The sequence below is a fragment of the Mycolicibacterium madagascariense genome (genome assembly GCF_010729665.1).
Classification (GTDB): Bacteria; Actinomycetota; Actinomycetes; order Mycobacteriales; family Mycobacteriaceae; genus Mycobacterium; species Mycobacterium madagascariense.
In genome coordinates, this window is record NZ_AP022610.1 from 2,361,712 (window position 1) to 2,380,116 (window position 18,405).

The 18,405-nt window shown below is 68.3% G+C and carries 16 protein-coding genes; 11 read left to right on the top strand and 5 right to left on the bottom strand.

Features of this window, described 5'->3' with window-relative positions; genetic code table 11:
- Positions 1 to 5 precede the first annotated feature (5 nt).
- Positions 6 to 1,910 (bottom strand): ABC transporter ATP-binding protein/permease, encoded by a 1,905-nt coding sequence (locus G6N60_RS11225; RefSeq protein ID WP_163736655.1) that lies wholly within the window; start codon positions 1,908 to 1,910, stop codon positions 6 to 8.
- A gap of 130 nt (positions 1,911 to 2,040) precedes the next feature.
- Here G6N60_RS11225 and G6N60_RS11230 point away from each other — a divergent pair, with 130 nt between their 5' ends.
- The 3 genes from G6N60_RS11230 (at position 2,041) to G6N60_RS11240 (ending at position 6,312) form a co-directional block, all read left to right on the top strand.
- Entirely contained in the window at positions 2,041 to 3,804 is a 1,764-nt protein-coding gene (locus G6N60_RS11230) for an ABC transporter ATP-binding protein (RefSeq protein ID WP_246240569.1), read from the top strand.
- A 155-nt stretch (positions 3,805 to 3,959) separates the two neighbouring features.
- The gene (locus G6N60_RS11235) at positions 3,960 to 4,691 is read left to right on the top strand and encodes a hypothetical protein (RefSeq protein WP_163736658.1); all 732 of its coding nucleotides are present in this window, start codon (positions 3,960 to 3,962) and stop codon (positions 4,689 to 4,691) included.
- A gap of 274 nt (positions 4,692 to 4,965) precedes the next feature.
- The gene (locus tag G6N60_RS11240) at positions 4,966 to 6,312 is read left to right on the top strand and encodes an APC family permease (protein WP_163736662.1); all 1,347 of its coding nucleotides are present in this window, start codon (positions 4,966 to 4,968) and stop codon (positions 6,310 to 6,312) included.
- A gap of 48 nt (positions 6,313 to 6,360) precedes the next feature.
- Here G6N60_RS11240 and G6N60_RS11245 read toward each other — a convergent pair whose 3' ends face one another.
- Positions 6,361 to 6,936: a DUF3558 domain-containing protein gene (locus tag G6N60_RS11245; RefSeq protein WP_163743803.1), complete on the bottom strand. Its 576-nt coding sequence runs from the start codon at positions 6,934 to 6,936 to the stop codon at positions 6,361 to 6,363.
- 133 nt (positions 6,937 to 7,069) lie between these two features.
- Between G6N60_RS11245 and G6N60_RS11250 the strand changes: the two genes are divergently transcribed.
- The 4 genes from G6N60_RS11250 to G6N60_RS11265 are packed head-to-tail and all read left to right on the top strand — an operon-like array spanning position 7,070 to position 10,471.
- On the top strand, positions 7,070 to 8,041 hold the full coding sequence (locus G6N60_RS11250) for an ACP phosphodiesterase PptH (RefSeq protein WP_163736665.1): 972 nt from the start codon (positions 7,070 to 7,072) through the stop codon (positions 8,039 to 8,041).
- On the top strand, positions 8,038 to 8,718 hold the full coding sequence (gene pptT, locus G6N60_RS11255; RefSeq protein WP_163736668.1) for a 4'-phosphopantetheinyl transferase PptT: 681 nt from the start codon (positions 8,038 to 8,040) through the stop codon (positions 8,716 to 8,718). The genes G6N60_RS11250 and pptT overlap by 4 nt, the downstream gene beginning before the upstream one ends.
- On the top strand, positions 8,673 to 9,596 hold the full coding sequence (truB, locus tag G6N60_RS11260) for a tRNA pseudouridine(55) synthase TruB (protein ID WP_372511018.1): 924 nt from the start codon (positions 8,673 to 8,675) through the stop codon (positions 9,594 to 9,596). The genes pptT and truB overlap by 46 nt, the downstream gene beginning before the upstream one ends.
- Before the next feature lie 50 nt (positions 9,597 to 9,646).
- Positions 9,647 to 10,471: an alpha/beta fold hydrolase gene (locus G6N60_RS11265; protein WP_163736673.1), complete on the top strand. Its 825-nt coding sequence runs from the start codon at positions 9,647 to 9,649 to the stop codon at positions 10,469 to 10,471.
- On the opposite strand, the gene mntR is transcribed toward G6N60_RS11265, so the two are convergent.
- Complete coding sequence (gene mntR / locus G6N60_RS11270; RefSeq protein ID WP_163736675.1) at positions 10,468 to 11,166, bottom strand: manganese-binding transcriptional regulator MntR; 699 nt, start codon at positions 11,164 to 11,166, stop codon at positions 10,468 to 10,470. The two genes, G6N60_RS11265 and mntR, sit on opposite strands and share 4 nt — an antisense overlap.
- Positions 11,167 to 11,246: 80 nt before the next feature.
- On the opposite strand from mntR, the gene G6N60_RS11275 reads away from it, so the two are divergent.
- The 4 genes from G6N60_RS11275 to G6N60_RS11290 all read left to right on the top strand — a co-directional run bounded on the left by G6N60_RS11275 (position 11,247) and on the right by G6N60_RS11290 (position 16,560).
- The gene (locus G6N60_RS11275; protein WP_163736678.1) at positions 11,247 to 12,233 is read left to right on the top strand and encodes a bifunctional riboflavin kinase/FAD synthetase; all 987 of its coding nucleotides are present in this window, start codon (positions 11,247 to 11,249) and stop codon (positions 12,231 to 12,233) included.
- A 134-nt stretch (positions 12,234 to 12,367) separates the two neighbouring features.
- Positions 12,368 to 12,637 carry a 30S ribosomal protein S15 gene (gene rpsO / locus G6N60_RS11280; protein ID WP_163736681.1) on the top strand — a complete coding sequence of 90 codons (270 nt, stop codon included), beginning with the start codon at positions 12,368 to 12,370 and terminating at the stop codon, positions 12,635 to 12,637.
- 361 nt (positions 12,638 to 12,998) lie between these two features.
- Positions 12,999 to 15,281: a polyribonucleotide nucleotidyltransferase gene (locus G6N60_RS11285; protein WP_163736684.1), complete on the top strand. Its 2,283-nt coding sequence runs from the start codon at positions 12,999 to 13,001 to the stop codon at positions 15,279 to 15,281.
- Positions 15,259 to 16,560 carry a M16 family metallopeptidase gene (locus tag G6N60_RS11290; protein WP_163743805.1) on the top strand — a complete coding sequence of 434 codons (1,302 nt, stop codon included), beginning with the start codon at positions 15,259 to 15,261 and terminating at the stop codon, positions 16,558 to 16,560. The genes G6N60_RS11285 and G6N60_RS11290 overlap by 23 nt, the downstream gene beginning before the upstream one ends.
- Positions 16,561 to 16,565: 5 nt before the next feature.
- Here G6N60_RS11290 and G6N60_RS11295 read toward each other — a convergent pair whose 3' ends face one another.
- Positions 16,566 to 17,123, bottom strand: coding sequence for a DUF4334 domain-containing protein (locus G6N60_RS11295; RefSeq protein WP_163736687.1), 558 nt, complete (start codon positions 17,121 to 17,123; stop codon positions 16,566 to 16,568).
- 101 nt (positions 17,124 to 17,224) lie between these two features.
- Positions 17,225 to 18,340 carry an alanine dehydrogenase gene (ald, locus tag G6N60_RS11300; RefSeq protein ID WP_163736691.1) on the bottom strand — a complete coding sequence of 372 codons (1,116 nt, stop codon included), beginning with the start codon at positions 18,338 to 18,340 and terminating at the stop codon, positions 17,225 to 17,227.
- Between the last annotated feature and the right edge of the window lie 65 nt (positions 18,341 to 18,405).

An 18,405-nucleotide genomic window follows, 5' to 3' on the forward strand; every position in this document is an offset into this window, starting at 1 on the left:
ACGGTCTACTCGCGGGCAGCTACCGCATCGAGCCGCCAGGCCCCGCCCCCGAGGAGTTCGAGGCGGTGTCGGTGATGCTGGTCGATGGACCGCTGATGTCCGACGCTGACCACGATGAGATCCGGTAGCTCGGAGCGCAGCAGCAGGTAGAGCGCGAACTCGAGGCCCTCGTCGAGCGCCGAGGTTGCCTCGTCCAGGAAGACCGCCTTGGGCGCGGTGAGCAGGACGCGGGCGAACGCGATGCGTTGCTGTTCGCCGGGGGAGAGGATCGTGGCCCAGTCCCGCACCTCGTCGAGCCGGTCGCGCAGCTGCGGCAGCGACACCTTGGCGAGCGCATCGCGGAGCCGGTCGTCGTCGACGTCCAGCGGTCGCAGGGGGTAGGACACCACGGCGCGCAGCGTCCCGAGCGGCACGTACGGCAACTGCGATACGAACATCGTCTCGTGCTCACCCGCCGGTCGGTGCCAGCTGCCGCCGGCGGCCGGCCACAGCTCCGCGAGACTGCGGATCAGCGACGTCTTGCCGGTGCCGGACGCCCCGCTGATCACCAGTGAGTCACCGCGTAGGAGGGTGACGTCGAGGGGGTCGATCAGCTGCCCCCCGCCCGGCGTGCGCACCTCGACGCCGTGTAGCCGAACCGACCCATCGGGGCTCGGCAGCGACGCCAGGGTCGGCAGTTCTCGCGAGCGTTCACCGGCCTCGACGAGGCCGTAGAGGCGTTCGATGACGGCGTCGTAGCTGGCGAATTGGCTGTAGGTGGTGCGGAAGAACGACAGCCCGCTCTGGATCTTGCCGAATGCGGTACCCGATTGCGTGACGTCGCCCAGCTTGATGGTGCCGGCGAACAGTCGCGGCGCCTGCAGCAGCAGCGGCAGCGGGGACACCGCCTGGGTCGCGGAGAAGTTCCATCCCACCAACCCGATCGTGCGCCTCACGTACCGCCGGTAGTTGGCGATGATGGCGTCGAAGCGGGCGGTGAGTTCCCGCCGCTCGGCGCGCTCGCCACGATAGAACGCCACCGCCTCGGCGCTGTCGCGCAACCGCACCAGCGCATACCGGAACGCCGCGTTGGTCTGCTCGTTGCGGAAGCTGAGTCCGATGAGCGGGCGGCCGATCCAGAACGCGACGACCGAGGCGATCAGCACGTAGGCGAGCACGATCCAGAACAGCGCCTTGGGTAGGCCGACCCCGAACAGCGTCAGCGTGCCGGATAGTCGCCACAGGATGACCGTGAACGACGCCACCGACACCAGCGCATCCACCGCACCGAAGACGACGATGCTGGTGGAGTAGTAGGTCGGCACGTTGGGCCCGGTGCCCACGCCGGTGGTGAAGACGTCGATGTCGTGCTGAATGCGTTGGTCGGGGTTGTCGATGGGTCGTCCGCTGAACCGGTCGCGGTAGTACGCGCGCCCGGTCAGCCACTGCGTGGTGAGACGATCGGTCAGCCACACCCGCCACCGGATGATGAAGTGCTGCGCGAGATAGGTGTCGAGCACGATCCTGAGGACGTGGATGCTCGCCAGGATGCAGAAGATCACCAGCGCCATCCAGAAGCCGTGGATGCCGGAGTCGCGATGGGCGCCGTCGTGCGATGCGACGCCTTGGACCGCGACCTGCAGGGCCGAGTACACGTCGTTGGAGTAGTAGCTCAGCAGCACCTGGATGCGGACGTCGATCATCACCGACAGCAGCATCGCCGCCAGCAGACCCCAGACCGGCACACTCGACCGGCCATTGAAGTAGGCCCCGGTGATCCGCCAAAACCGTTGTCCCCAGGTCGTATAACGCAGCAGGAGGACTGCCAGCACGAGGATGATGGCCGCGCACGCGGTCCAGGTGCCGAGGATCCACAGCACCGAGTGCACGACCTCGCGGCCCCAGTCGATCGACGGCCTGAAGTTCTCCACGTGATTCAGCCTCCGGTGTCGTGACCACTCCTGTGTCAGCGATGAGTATCGGCCTTCGTCGTGAACGACGTCGACACGCGCGCGCTGCTACCGTTCGCAGCGGATCGTCCTTCGAGGGAAAGCTGCTCTCGTGACACGCTTGATCGGGGAACTGCTGCGGCCGTATCGCGGACGGCTGTCCATCATTCTCGCGGCGATGCTGGTGCAGACGATCATGGGGCTGGTCGCGCCGTGGCCGTTGAAGATCATCATCGACGACGTCGTCGGAGATCACCCCGCCCCCGCGTGGGTGGCGTGGATGGTCCCGATGATGGGCGCCGACACCAAGATTCATCTCGCCGTGGCCGCGGGCATCGCGACGGTCGCGATCGCGGTGATCACCGGGATCGCGTTCTACGTCGCCAACTACGTCACCGAGAGCATGGGTCAGTGGGTCGCCAACGACCTGCGGGTGCGGATCTTCCATCGGCTGCAGTTGTTCTCACTCGGCTTCTTCGATCACAACCGGGTGGGCGCCGTGCTCAGCACGATCATGACCGACGTCCAGACCATCCAGAGTTTCGCGTCCGTCTCGACGCTCAACCTCATCACCGACACGTTCACGATCTTCGGCATGGTCATCGTGATGTTCGTGCTGCGGTGGGACTTCGCCCTCATTGCGCTGACGGTGCTGCCGTTCCTCGCGGTCTTCGTGTTCCGCGTCAACGGGCTGATCAAGAAGGCGACCCGGGAGGTGCGCCAACGCCAGGCCGACCTGACCGCGACGTTGCAGCAGGGCCTGGAGGGCATCGAGGTCGTGCAGGCCTTCGACCGCCAGGACTACGAGGAGCAACGGCTGGTGTCGGCGAGCAACGAGACCGTGACGGCCTGGCTGAAGGCCAGACGGGTGTCGTCGCTGCTGTCGCCGGTCGTCGGCCTGGCAGTGGCCGTCTGCACCGGTCTGGTGCTGTGGCGGGGCTCGGTGCTGGTGCTCGACGGTGTCACGACGGTGGGCACGCTGACGGTCTTCCTGGCCTACCTGGCCAAGTTCTTTCAGCCGGTGCGCGACGTCGCGGTGATGACGAATTCCATCGCCCAGGTCTCGGTCGGTTTCGAGAGGATCCGGTCGATCCTCGAGGCCGACTACGTCGTGCCGGAGCGACCGTCGGCGATCGAGCCGCCGCCATTCCGCGGTGACATCGAGTTCGTGCACGTGGCCTTCGGGTATGACCCGAACGTTCCGGTGTTGCGCGACATCAGCTTTCGAATCAGGCCGGGCCAGTTGGTCGGCGTGGTCGGACCGACGGGAAGCGGCAAGTCCACCGTCGTGAGTCTCGTCCCGCGGTTCCGGGACACCGACGCCGGGACGATCCGGATCGACGGCGTCGACATCTGCGAATACCAGCTGCACCCGCTGCGTCGTCAGATCGGCTTCGTGCTGCAGGACACCGTGCTGTTCCGCGGCAGCGTGCGCGAGAACATCGCGTTCGGGCGACCCGACGCGACGGAGGACGAGATCGTCGAGGCAGCCCGCCTGGCCAACGCCGACGAGTTCATCATGCGCATGCCCGACGGGTACGACAGCCCGGTCGGCGAGCGTGGGCACTCGCTGTCGGGCGGTCAGCGCCAGCGCATCGGAATCGCGCGCGCGTTCATCCGCGACAGCCCGATCCTGATCCTCGACGAGCCGACCGCGGCGCTGGACGCCGAGTCCGAGGAGTCGGTGATGACGGGGTTGCGACGCCTCATGGAGGGTCGGACGGTCATCGTCATCGCCCACCGGCTCAGCACGATTCGCGACGCCGACCACATCCTGGTCGTCAAGGACGGCGTCATCGCCGAAGCCGGCAGCCATGACGAGCTGCTGGCGCGCGGCGGCATCTACGCCGATCTGCACCGCATTCAATACCGCTGACCGAGGGCAGTTGGGTTCTGGTTCACCAGCCATTCAGCGCAGCGTCACGTGGCCGGCCGATCTTCGGTCGATGTCTCGCCCAATGACCGTCTGCCTGTTAGTGTTTGGCCAGGCCAGGGGCCTCTTCGAAGACCACCGAAAGAGAGCGAGCAGCGATGCTGACGATGCGGGATCACGGCGTTGAGGACTACGTGGCGCTGCGCGACATGGATGCGACCGACGTGGGTGAGCTGACCGACGGCGACCGGGCCTGCCTCGCCGAGCTCGGCCAGTACCTCGTCGACAGCGACGCCGGTGAGCGTTTCGCAATGTGGTTGCTGCACAAGCACTTCGAGCCCGCCTCCGGCGAGGTGTTCGTCGAGTCGATCGATGCCGAGCCGCGTCGCACCATCACCACGCTGCGCGATCGGTCGCTGTTCCCGGGCGAGCTGCACGGCACGGCATTCCGATTCGACGATGCCGCAGCCGGAGTCGGGGTCGTCGGCATGGAGTTCGCCGAGCCCGAGGACCTCGGCGGCGTGGCGCCGTTGAGCGCCCGCGACGAGGCCGTGCTGGCGGGCATCGTGGAACTCCTGCAGGCGCACGGCAAGACCGAGCGCTTCGGCATCAAGCTGATCCGCAATCCGCTGGGTCTGGCGGAACGCGAGCTGCTGCTCGAGACCTGCGACGGCACCGAGCGCGCGCTCTACTGCGACGTCAGTGACCGCAGCACGCTTCCCGCCGACGCCACCATCATCGAGACGACGTGGAAGTACCGACGCGTCGAGGGTCAGACCACTCCGATCGTGATGCAGGACTGCACCGCGGGTTGCGTCTCGGTCCCCGGTGGGCACGACGTCGGCCATGCCCACTCGGGAACCGACAACGACGACAACCCCATCCCGTGACGCCGGCGGGCGGATTCACCAGTGAGGCAAGCACTTAGCCGCTGATCAATCCGCTTGACTCACAGCATGATCACAGGTCGGTGGGTTCGATCGCTTCCTCAGCGGAACCACCCGATCGGGTCTAGCGTGGGTGGATGATCGCTGCGGTGGTGGCTCGCGGGGAACTCGGCCGTGTCACCGCTGCAGTCGGGATGTGTTGTGCGGCAACGGTTCTGGCTTGCTCACCCGAGTCTGGACCAGGCCGTCGCAGCGGTCGGCCAGCGAAGGGGAGCCCATGAGCGTCGTCGAACCGGTCGGTTACACGTCCCCTCTCGAGAAGACGCTGCACCTGCGTTCCCTCGTGCTGTTCGGGCTGGCCTACACGGCCCCCCTGATCGTGCTGGGCACCTTCGGCGTGATCGCCGTGGCGTCCGACGGCGGCAGCGCGGGTTCCTATCTGTTGGCCACGGTGGCCATGCTGTTCACGGCGTTGAGTTACGGCATCCTGGCCAAGCACTTTCCGGTCGCCGGGTCGGCGTACACCTACGTGCGCAAGGCCATCGACGCGCGGGTCGGGTTCATCGTCGGCTGGACGATCCTGTTGGACTACCTCTTCCTGCCGCTGGTGATCTGGTTGATCGGCGCGTCGTATCTGACCAACCAGTTTCCCGCGGTGCCGGCGTGGGTGTGGATCGTGGCGTTCATCGTGGTCACCTCGGCACTCAACCTGGTCGGGTTGAAGGTCGCCGACAAGGCCAACCTGATCCTGATGACGTTCCAGGTCCTCATCCTGGTGCTCTTCGTCGTGCTGGCGGTGGCTCATCTGGTGCGCGGCCACCAGACCCTCGTCTCGACGACACCCTTCGTCGGCGCCGGGGGAATCGGTGCCCTCGCCGCGGGCGCGGCGATCGCGGCGTACTCGTTCCTCGGCTTCGACGCGGTCAGCACGCTGACCGAGGAGACCCACGACGCCGAGCGCAACATCCCGAGGGGCATCGTCCTGGTGGCCGTCATCGCGGGCGTGATCTTCATCGTGGTGGCCTATTCGGCGACGCTGGTCGCCCCGGGTGGGACGTTCGACGACGCGGATTCGCTGTCGTCGGAGATCGCCAAGACCATCGGCGGCAGCCTGTTCGGCGCGTTCTTCCTCGCCGCCCTGATCATCGCGCAGTTCACCTCGGGGCTCGCGGCGCAGGCCGCCGTCGCCCGGCTGCTGTTCGCGATGGGCCGTGACGGGGTCCTGCCGAAGCAGGTCTTCGGGCTGGTGTCGGCGAAGTTCCACACGCCGTGGTTCAACATCCTGCTGGCCGGGGTGATCGGCCTCGGGGCCATCTTCCTCGACGTCTCGACGTCGACGTCGTTCATCAACTTCGGCGCCTTCACGGCCTTCACCCTGGTGAACGTCGCCGTCATCGCCTACTTCATCAAGCACCGTCGTACCGAGTCGTTGCATCCGGGCCGATACGTCGTCATCCCGATCATCGGTGCGCTGGTCGACGCCGCGCTGCTCACTCAGCTGGACTCCAAGGCGCTCATCCTCGGCGGGTCCTGGCTCACGATCGGCATCGTCTACCTGCTGGTGCTGACGCGGGGCTTCACCCGGCAGCCGCCGGATCTGGCCGGCATCGCCGAAGCCGGATAGGCCGGCGCCGGACTCTGGACTGCCGCGCCCCTTAGAACTTCGTGCCACCTAGAACTTGTAGTACGGCACCAGCTGCTGGGCCCGCTGCAGGTTGGTCTGCATGCAGTCGACGTCGTCGGCGCTGTAGACGGGGGCGTAGAACAGCGATTGCTGGAGCACCCCGTAGCTGGTGTCGAAGGCGATCATGCAGCTGAACATGAAGCGGTTGTTGCGGTCCGACGGCTTGAGGATCCAGTACTGGGCCGCCCGGTGACCAGCGATGTCCATCTCGACGGCGTCCGGGGGCAGCGTCTCGGCATACGTTCGCCACACGAACGCCTCGACGGCCATCTGATAGTTGCCGGCGTCGTAGTGGCAGCGCAGGCCGTCCTCGTGCTCGGGCGGAGTGAAGCCCAGCCCGATGCCGTTGATGACGTCGGCCGGGATGTCCTCGCACGGGTCGAAGGGGCGGGGATCGGTGGTGGCGATCACCGGGAACTTGATGGTGCTGGAGATTGATTCCGACGTCGCCCTCAGCGCGACCGGACCCGCTCCGGACCCGGTCACCGGTTCGACCTGCCACACCATCACGACGGCGACGACCAGCGCGCACAGTGCAGATATCAGGCGCACCCTGCCCACCACGGCATACCACCTGCGCTCGTCGTCCATTGCCGGGAGTGTACAAGTCCTGCGGCGCCGCCCGGACCGAAAAGGAGAACATGTTCTAGTTGCCTGGAATGGGTGACGCGCAACGGTCCAAGTAGGCTCGACCGTTGTGTCCTCCAATGCCTCGGGGTCGCCGCAGGACCGTCGGCAACCCACGCTCTGGGCGATTAGCGACCTGCACATCGGTCACAGCGGGAACAAACCGGTCACCGAATCGCTGCACCCCTCGTCCCCGGACGACTGGCTGATCGTCGCCGGCGACGTCGGCGAGCGCACCGACGAAATTCGCTGGTCGCTCGATCTGCTGCGCAAGCGGTTCGCCAAGGTGATCTGGGTCCCCGGCAACCACGAGCTGTGGACCACCAGCAAGGACCCGATGCAGATCTTCGGCCGGTCGCGCTACGACTACCTCGTCACCATGTGCGACGAGATGGGCATCGTGACGCCCGAGCACCCGTTCCCCGTCTGGAACGACGAGGGGGGACCGGCCACGATCGTGCCGATGTTCCTGCTCTACGACTACTCGTTCCTGCCCGAGGGCACCGCGACGAAGGCCGAGGGGCTCGCGGTCGCCCGCGAACGCAACGTGGTCGGCACCGACGAGTTCCTGCTGTCCGCGGAACCGTATGCCACCCGCGACGCGTGGTGCCACGACCGCGTCAAGCAGACGCGCGACAGGCTCGAAGACCTGGACTGGCTGACGCCCTCGATCCTGGTGAACCACTTCCCACTGGTCCGCGAACCCTGCGACGCGATGTACTACCCCGAGTTCGCCATGTGGTGCGGCACCACCGCCACCAAGGACTGGCACACCAGGTACAACGCGCTCTGCTCGGTGTACGGGCACCTGCACATTCCGCGCACCACCTGGTATGACGGCGTGCGGTTCGAGGAGGTGTCCGTCGGTTACCCGCGGGAGTGGCGCCGTCGCAAGCCCTACCGCTGGCTGCGCCAGATCCTGCCCGACCCGAAGTACCCGCCGGGCTATCTCAACGACTTCGGCGGACACTTCGAGGTCACCGCCGAGATGCGGGCCAACGCGGAGAAGATGCAGGAGCGGATCAGGAGTAGGCGAGCGTGACCGGGGCGCTGCTGTCCGGGGTCCTGCCGGCCCCTGTGTCTGTGGCTGCGGTGGCCTCGGCAGAACGCTACGACGACGACCCCGATCTGACGCCGCTGCCCGAAGAGGAACCGCTGATCGCCCGGTCGGTGGCCAAGCGTCGCCACGAGTTCATCACGGTGCGGTACTGCGCGCGGGAGGCGCTCGCCGAACTCGGCGTGCCGCCGGTGCCAATCCTGAAGGGGGACAAGGGCGAACCCTGCTGGCCAGACGGCATCGTCGGCAGCCTGACGCACTGCCAGGGCTTCCGCGGTGCCGTCGTCGGACGCGTCGGCGACGTCCGGTCCGTCGGCATCGACGCCGAGCCCCACGACGTCCTGCCCAAGGGCGTGCTCGACGCGATCAGCCTGCCGCAGGAGCGCCGGCAACTGACGGAGCTGCCCGCCGGGGCGCACTGGGATCGAATCCTGTTCTGCGCCAAGGAGGCAACGTACAAGGCGTGGTTCCCGCTCACGCACCGGTGGCTGGGCTTCGAGGACGCGCACGTCACCTTCACCGTCGACGGATCGGGACACTCCGGGGGCTTTCGTTCGCGGATCCTCGTCGACCCCTCGGCCGAGTCGGGGGCGCCGCTGGAGGAGCTGTCCGGTCGTTGGTCGGTGAACCAGGGTCTGGTGTTGACGGCGATCGTGCTGTGAGCGCTCCCGGCCTCGTCATCGTCGACAAGGCTGCCGGCATGACGAGCCACGACGTGGTCGGCCGCTGCCGCAGGCTGTTCGGCACCCGCAAGGTCGGGCACGCGGGCACGCTCGACCCGATGGCGACCGGTGTCCTGGTCGTCGGGATCGACCGGGCCACCAAGATCCTCGGGTTGCTCACGGCGACCGACAAGTCCTATGCCGCCACCATCCGTCTCGGCCAGACCACGTCCACCGAGGACGCCGAAGGTAAAGTGCTGCAGACGGTGTCGGCAAGCCACGTCACCGACGCCGACGTCGAACGCGCCGTCGCGGGGCTGCGCGGTGACATCGTTCAGATCCCGTCCTCGGTGAGCGCCATCAAGGTGGACGGCCGGCGGGCCTACCAGTTGGTCCGCGAGGGCGCGACGGTCGAGCTCGCGGCGCGGCCGGTGCGGATCTCGCGGTTCGACGTCGACGCGGTGCGCCGGGTCGACGCCTTCGTCGACGTCGACGTACGGGTCGACTGCTCGTCGGGCACCTACGTCAGGGCGCTGGCCCGCGACGTCGGGTCCGCGCTGGGGGTCGGCGGCCACCTGACCGCACTGCGCCGGACGAAGGTCGGGCGCTACGGCCTCGACGAGGCGCTCACCCTCGACGAGCTGGCCGAGTCACCCCGCCTGAGCCATTCCCTCGACGCCGCCTGCCTGCTGGCGTTTCCGCGCCGTGAGCTCAGCGCCGACGAGTCCGACGCCGCCTCCCACGGACGGGCGCTCACCCCGGCGGGAATCGACGGCACCTACGCGGCCACCGCGCCGGACGGTCGCGTCATCGCCCTGCTCGCCGACGACGGGGCCCGCACGAAGTCCGTCGTCGTGATCCGCCCGTCCACGCTGTAGCGAGAGATGCGTCGGCACATGACCTTTCGGGCCCGGGAAACCCCACGGTCGTGATCGACGAGATCCCGACCTCGTTCGGCGGATTCGGTACGCGGGTGCTGTCGGTCACCGGGGACGGGACGCCGATCGTGCTACTGCACGGCTACGCCGACAGCGCCGACACGTGGCGACCGGTGCTGAGCAGGCTGGCCGGTGCCGGCCGGCGGGCGCTGGCCGTGGATCTACCCGGTTTCGGCCGGGCCGACCGACGTGCCGACGGCCCGTTGGCGCCGCAGTTCGACGACTTCGCCGACGCCGTCCTGGACGCCGTGGGTCCGGCAGTCCTCGTCGGCAATTCCCTGGGCTCGGCGACCGCGGTCCGCGCCGCCGGCCGGCGACGCGAGGCGGTGTCGGCGCTGCTCGCGCTGGACGATCCCCTGCACGCGCAGGATCTGCTCGCGCGTCTCGTCCGCCGCCGTCAGATCCCCACGGTCCTCTGGTCGGTGACGGCGGGGGTCCGGGTGCCGACGGGAGCGTTGCGCTGGGCCACCGCCCTCGGAACGCGCCACCTCCTCTACGGCCCCGGCGTGCGGCCCGATCCCCAGGTGATCGCTCAGTGGCAGGACGGCGTGTCGAGCATGGCCGACGTCGCCCGGCTCGGCCGCTACGCCCTGCAGTACGCCTACGAGATGCGCGCGGGCCACGACGGCGTCGAGGTCTGGTGCCCCACCGTCGTCGTCCACGGCGGGCGGGACCGCGTCGTCCCCGTGCACTCGAGTCGCCAACTGCACCAACGCATTCCGGGCAGCCGCTTCGTCGTCCTGCCGCGCTCCGGGCACTGCCCGCAGCTGGACGATCCCGACGAGGTCGTCCGGCTGATCCTCGAGATCGGTTAGACCACCCAGATCGCTTCTGCCGCAGGGTTTCCCAGCTCGACGGTGACCGTCTGACCGCCGTCGGCCGCCAGGTTGCGCACGGCGACCGAGATGAGGCCGGCGAAGTCGCGGCGTGCCACCACGCGCAACTGGGAGTCCAAGCTGATGCCGACGCTGTCGAAGTAGCGGAGCATCTCGGGATCGGCGTCGGAGATGCGCGCGACCGTGCCCGCGTCACCGTCCGCGCAGACCGACAGCTGGCGGGCCGGGGGAGTGGGCACCTGGCCGTCGGCAGCAGGAATGGGATCGCCGTGCGGATCGCGGGTGGGGTATCCGAGCTTGGCGTCGATGCGGTCCAGCATCCGGTCCGACACGGCGTGCTCGAGGATCTCGGCCTCGTCGTGCACCTCGTCCCAGCCGTAGCCGAGTTCGCGGACCAGGAACGTCTCCATCAGCCGGTGCCGACGCACCATCGCCAGCGCGGCGGTCCGCCCCGCGGCGGTCAGCGTGACCGCGCCGTACTTCTCGTGGTCGACCAGACCCTGGTCGGCGAGTTTGCGAATGGACTCCGAGGCCGTGCTGGCGGACACCCCGATCCGTTCGGCCAGCATCTTCGTGCTGACCTTCTCCACCGACCACTCCTGGGCGGTCCAGATCACCTTCAGATAGTCCTGGGCAACCGACGACAAGTCGCGAGGCGTGTCGTCGGGACTCATGACGCGAAGTTTAGGCAATCGACGGCGCTTGCGGGCATCTAGCGGTACCGGCGATCCCGGCGCGTCGTACGCTGGACGTCGTGCAGCGCTGGCGGGGCCAAGACGAGATCCCCACCGACTGGGGCAGGTGTGTCGTCACCATCGGTGTGTTCGACGGTGTCCACCGCGGACACGCCGAGCTGATCAACCACGCGGTCAAGGCGGGCCGGTCCCGCGGCGTGCCGACGGTGCTGATGACGTTCGATCCGCATCCGATGGAAGTGGTCTTCCCGGGCTCGCATCCCGCCCAGCTGACCACCCTGACCCGGCGCGCCGAGCTGGTCGAGGAGATGGGCATCGACGTCTTCCTCGTCATGCCGTTCACCTCGGACTTCATGCGGCTGACGCCCGAGCGCTACATCCACGAGCTGCTCGTCGAGCGGCTGCACGTCGTCGAGGTGGTCGTCGGGGACAACTTCACCTTCGGCAAGAAGGCCGGCGGCAACGTCGACATGCTCCGCAGGGCCGGGGCGCGCTTCGGCTTCGCCGTGGAGAGCCTGTCGCTGGTGTCCGAGCACCACGTCGACCCGGACCGGGACCGGACGGTCACCTTCTCCTCGACCTACATCCGGTCGTGCGTCGACGCCGGTGACGTCGTTGCCGCAGCCGAGGCACTCGGCCGGCCGCATCGCGTCGAGGGCGTCGTGGTCCGCGGGGACGGTCGCGGTCGCGACCTGGGCTATCCGACGGCCAACGTCGCCCCGCCGATGTACTCCGCCATTCCCGCCGACGGGGTGTACGCGGCGTGGTTCACCGTCCTCGGCCCCGGCCCGGTGATGGGCACGGTCATTCCCGGCGAGCGGTACCAGGCGGCGGTGTCGGTCGGCACCAACCCGACGTTCTCCGGCCGCACCCGCACGGTGGAGGCCTACGTGCTGGACACCCAGGCCGACCTCTACGGTCAGCACGTCGGCGTCGACTTCGTCGCCCGCATCCGCGGCCAGGAGAAGTTCGACTCGATCGACGACCTCGTCGTGGCCATGGACGGTGACACCGCGCGGGCCAGGACCATCCTGGCGGCGCAGTGACGCCGCGTGCGTCGCACCGCGATTCGGTTCCTGCGCCGACCCGCTGTTAGACTCCCCGGCGACCCAGCGCGCGCTGCAGTTCGCGGCGGCCGCGCCTCAGTCAATCCTCGCGAACCGATAGATGGAGTAGTTGCATGGCGCTCACCACCGAGCAGAAGAAGGAAATCCTCGGCCAGTACGGTCTGCACGAGACCGACACGGGCTCCCCGGAAGCGCAGATCGCGATGCTGACCAAGCGCATCTCGGATCTGACCGAACACCTCAAGATGCACAAGCACGATCACCACTCCCGCCGCGGGCTGCTGCTGCTGGTCGGTCGTCGTCGCCGGTTGCTGAAGTACATCGCCCAGGTCGACGTGCAGCGCTACCGTTCGCTGATCGAGCGCCTCGGCCTGCGCCGCTGACACTGGGCGCAGCCCGCACCCGACGGGCGGCGGGCTCCCAGCGGGCCCCCGTCGACGCGGCGGGCCGCCCGGACCTCGGCTGATTGCCGCGGTGTAACATGAAGGGCGTTTTGAGCCGGTTCTGGCTCGAACGAAGCGGTGCGGTTTGCGCACGTCCGCGTGCACCGTTCCAGTGCGTCACCAGAAGGACCCGTCATCACACGGGCGGTCTTCGGTAGTGGCTGCCGGGTAGCCCAACGTCGTTGGGAGGGTCCGGCCGCTTCGATCGACGGCCGTCGGATCACCCGGGTTCTCGCGCGTGGCGGACGAAAAAAGGGGTGCGTACGGCACCACACGAGAACCAAAGAGGTCTGACCCACGTATGTCTGCAACTGAAATAGAAGACGGCGTCTTCGAGTCCACCGCCGTGATCGACAACGGGAGCTTCGGCACCCGCACCATCCGCTTCGAGACCGGCAGGCTGGCCAAGCAGGCCGCCGGTTCGGTCGTCGCCTACCTCGACGACGACACCATGCTGCTGAGTGCCACCACGGCCAGCAAGCAGCCCAAGGACCACTTCGACTTCTTCCCCCTGACGATCGACGTCGAGGAGCGGATGTACGCCGCGGGACGCATCCCCGGCTCGTTCTTCCGCCGCGAGGGCCGCCCCTCCACCGACGCGATCCTCACCTGCCGCCTGATCGACCGGCCGCTGCGTCCGACCTTCATCTCGGGGCTGCGCAACGAGATCCAGGTCGTGGTGACCATTCTGAGCCTGGATCCCAAGGACCTGTACGACGTGCTGGCGATCAACGCCGCGTCGGCCTCGACCCAGATCTCCGGCATTCCGTTCTCCGGCCCCGTCGGCGGCGTGCGCGTCGCGCTGATCGACGGCCAGTGGGTCGCGTTCCCCACGGTCGAGCAACTCGAGAAGGCCGTCTTCGACATGGTCGTCGCCGGCCGCAAGACCGCTGACGACGTCGCAATCATGATGGTCGAGGCCGAGGCCACCGACAACGTCATCGAGCTCATCGCCGGTGGCGCCGCCGCGCCGACCGAGAGCGTCGTGGCCGAGGGCCTGGAGGCCGCCAAGCCGTTCATCGCCGCCCTGTGCGACGCGCAGCAGGCGCTGGCCGACAGCGCCGCCAAGCCCACCGCCGACTACCCGGTGTTCCCGGACTACCAGGACGACGTGTTCTACGCGGTGTCCTCGATCGCGACCGACGAGCTCGCCAAGGCGCTGACCATCGCGGGCAAGGAAGAGCGCGACGAGCGCACCAACCAGATCAAGGGCGAGGTCCTCGACCGTCTCGGCGAGACCTACGCCGGTCGCGAGAAGGAGATCGGGGCGGCCTACCGCTCCCTGACCAAGAAGCTGGTCCGCCAGCGCATCCTGACCGACCACTTCCGCATCGACGGCCGTGGCATCACGGACATCCGGGCGCTGTCGGCCGAGGTGGCCGTCATCCCGCGCGCGCACGGCAGCGCCCTGTTCGAGCGTGGCGAGACCCAGATCATGGGCGTCACCACTCTCGACATGGTCAAGATGGCTCAGCAGATCGACTCGCTCGGGCCGGAGACGTCCAAGCGCTACATGCACCACTACAACTTCCCGCCGTACTCGACCGGTGAGACCGGCCGGGTGGGCTCGCCCAAGCGGCGCGAGATCGGCCACGGTGCGCTCGCCGAGCGGGCCCTCGTGCCGGTGCTGCCGAGCGTCGAGGAGTTCCCCTACGCGATCCGCCAGGTGTCCGAGGCGCTGGGCTCCAACGGTTCGACGTCGATGGGCTCGGTGTGTGCCTCGACCCTGTCGCTGCTCAACGCCGGCGTGCCGCTGAAGGCACCCGTCGCGGGCATCGCGATGGGCCTGGTGTCCGACGACGTCGAGGTCGAGGGCGGGGGGACCGAGCGGCGCTTCGTCACGCTGACCGACATCCTCGGCGCCGAGGACGCGTTCGGCGACATGGACTTCAAGTGCGCAGGCACCAAGGACTTCGTCACCGCGCTGCAGCTCGACACCAAGCTCGACGGGATCCCGTCGCAGGTACTGGCGGGCGCACTCGCGCAGGCCAAGGACGCCCGCATCACGATCCTCGAGGTGATGGCCGAGGCCATCGACGAGCCCGACGAGATGAGCCTCTACGCGCCGCGGATCACCACGATCAAGGTGCCGGTCGACAAGATCGGCGAGGTGATCGGGCCCAAGGGCAAGATGATCAACTCGATCACCGAGCAGACGGGTGCGTCGATCTCGATCGAGGACGACGGCACCGTGTTCGTGGGCGCCTCCAACGGCGAAGCGGCACAGGCGGCGATCGACATGATCAACGCGATCGCCAACCCGCAGCTGCCCAAGATTGGTGAGCGCTTCCTCGGCACCGTTGTCAAGACCACCGACTTCGGCGCGTTCGTGTCGTTGCTGCCCGGTCGCGATGGCCTGGTGCACATCTCGAAGTTGGGACGCGGCAAGCGCATTGCCAAGGTCGAAGACGTGGTGAAGGTCGGCGACAAGTTGCGCGTCGAGATTGCCGACATCGACAACCGCGGCAAGATCTCGCTGGTGCTGGTCGCCGAGGAGGAGACCGCGGAGGCACCGTCGGCCCCCGCCGAGGCGCCGTCGGATTCGGGTGTCGCACCGGCAGATGCCGCGACGGCCAACAGCTGAGCACGTCCGACGTAGCGAACTCCCTGGCGGCCTGCGCGTCGTCACGGAGTTCGTGCCGTCGGTGCGCTCGGCCTCGGTGGGCGTGTGGGTGGGCGTCGGATCGCGCGACGAAGGTCATAGCGTGGCCGGCGCCGCCCACTTCCTCGAGCACCTGCTGTTCAAGTCCACCCCGACGCGCTCGGCGGTGCAGATCGCTCAGGCGGTCGACGCCGTCGGCGGCGAACTGAACGCGTTCACCGCCCGCGAGCACACCTGCTACTACGCGCACGTCCTGGACACCGACCTCGAGTTGGCCGTCGACCTGGTGGCCGACGTCGTACTGCGGGGTCGGTGTGCCGGCGAGGACGTGGAGGTCGAGCGCGACGTGGTGCTCGAGGAGATCGCCATGCGTGACGACGATCCCGAGGACACCCTCGGTGACGTCTTCCTGTCGGCGATGTTCGGCGACCACCCCGTCGGTCGCCCCGTGATCGGCAGCGTGGAGTCCATCTCGACGATGACCCGCACCCAGCTGCACTCGTTCCACGTGCGCCGCTACACCCCCGAGCGCATGGTCCTCGCGGTCGCGGGCAACGTCGACCACGATCACGTCGTCGCGCTGGCACGGGAGTACTTCGGCCCCCGCCTGGTGGACGGCAACCAGCCGGTCGCGCCCCGCAAGGGGACGGGCCGGGTGCCGGGCAAGCCCGGCCTGCAGATCGTCGACCGCGATGCCGAACAGACCCACATGTTCCTCGGCGTCCGCACGCCAGGACGACACTGGAACCGCCGCTGGGCGCTGTCGGTACTCAACAGTGCCCTCGGCGGCGGCCTGAGTTCGCGCCTGTTCCAACAGATTCGGGAGAATCGCGGACTGGCGTACTCGGTGTACTCGACAGTCGACACGTTCTCGGACTCCGGCGCGCTGTCGGTCTACGCGGCCTGTCTACCCGAGCGGTTCGACGAGGTCACCCGGGTGTCCGCGGACGTGCTGGCCGAGGCGGCGCGCGACGGGATCACCGAGTCGGAGTGCCGCATCGCGAAGGGCTCGCTGCGCGGTGGTCTGGTCCTGGGCCTGGAGGACTCGGGCTCGCGGATGCACCGCATCGGTCGCAGCGAATTGAACTTCGGCAGGCACCGCAGCATCGACGACACCCTGGCGCTCATCGACGCCGTCACCCTCGACGAGGTGAACGCCGTGGCGCGACAGCTGCTGAACCGGCCCTACGGCGCGGCCGTGCTCGGGCCGCACCGCACGAAGAAGTCACTGCCGCACGCGCTTCGGCGTCTCGTCGGCTGAGGAGCTCAGTGCCGAAGCGCCAGTGAGTCGTCGCGCACCAGCACGAAGAAGTACGGCGCGGGGGAGCCGCGCAGATCCATCGCCCCGAGTACGGTGTCGTCGTCGAGCCCGCGGAAGACGTCGTTGATCGGCAACTGGTCGTAGATCATCGTCGCCGAGTCGACGCCGCGGTAGCGGGTGGTCCGCAGGCGTGCCTTGGGCACCGTCGTGCCGAGGACGGGCTTCGCGGCGGTGATGAGCCTCGCGTGACTTCGGTTGCGCAGCAGCGGGATTCGGCTGACCAGGCCGAGACCACCGAACGCCGGCAGCGGGTTCATCGCCCACAGTCCGGCACCGTCGGCCGTCGGGAACAGCAGCGGGTGCACCGACTCGCCGCCGAGGAACTGCTTGCCCCACCAGCCGCTGGCCGCCAGGAGGCCGTCCAGCGGATGACCCGTCGGCACCTCGGCGCCCCGCCACGTCCCGACCATGAACTCGGGCTCGACGGCGGGGCTTTCGTCGAAGAGTGCCAGCGCCTCGTCGGCGGTGATCGGGGCGTTGGGGAGCACGTCGGCGAGCGTCATGCCCCAGGATACTTGACGGGTGTCAAGTTTCGTAGGGGTCCGAACGTCACATCGCCCGGCCGACACGTGGTCAGCCGGGCGATGGAGGGGAAACGACTGCGTCAGGCGATGAGCGCCGCGGGATCGGTGAACGGCAGGCCGAGATCGGAGGCCACCTGCTCGGACACCAGCGCACCCTCGTGCGTCGAGAGACCCTTGGCGAGTGCGGGATTGGCGGCGCACGCCGCCTGCCATCCCTTGTCGGCCAGCATCAGCACGTAGGGCATGGTGGCGTTGGTCAGGGCGAAGGTCGACGTGCGCGGCACCGCGCCCGGCATGTTGGCGACGCAGTAGAACACCGTGTCGTGCACCTCGAACGTGGGATCGTCGTGCGTCGTCGGGTGCGAGTCCTCGAAGCAACCGCCCTGGTCGATCGCGATGTCCACCAGCACGGCGCCCGCCTTCATGCCGGCGACGGTCGAGTTGGTGACCAGCTTGGGGGCCTTGGCGCCGGGCACCAGGACGGCGCCGATGACGAGATCGGCCTTCTTCACCGCCTCTTCGAGCTCGAGGCTCGACGAGTAGCGGGTCTCGATGCCGCCGGTGAACTCGCCGTCGATCCTGCGCAGCGTGTTGACGTTGAGGTCGAACACGGTGACGTGCGCGCCCATGCCCTTGGCGACCCGCGCGGCGTTGTAGCCGGCCACGCCGCCGCCGATCACGACGACCTCGGCGGGCGCGACGCCGGGAACGCCGCCCATCAGGACGCCGCGGCCGCCGTGGCTGCGCATCAGGTGATAGGCGCCGACCTGCGCCGACAGCCGGCCCGCGACCTCGCTCATGGGCGCCAGCAGGGGCAGCGCGCCGTCGGCGGTCTGGACCGTCTCGTAGGCGATCGACGTGGTGCCCGAGGCCATCAGCGCGTCGGTGCACGGCTTGGACGCCGCCAGGTGCAGGTAGGTGAAGAGCGTCTGGCCCGTGCGCATCCGGCCGTACTCCGCCTCGATGGGCTCCTTGACCTTCAGCAACAGCTCGGCCTCGGCCCACACCTCGTCCGCGGTGTCGACGACCTGTGCGCCGGCCGCCTTGTAGTCGCGGTCGGAGATGGCCGAGCCGTCACCCGCGCCGGCCTGGACCAGCACCTCGTGACCGCGCCGGGTCAGTTCGGCGACGCCGGCCGGGGTGATGGCCACCCGGTACTCGTTGTTCTTGATCTCGGTCGGGACTCCCACGCGCATGACGGCTCCTCACGGTCGTTGTTCGTTGGCTAAATTGTGAAGAACGTTCGGTTCAATGGCAACAG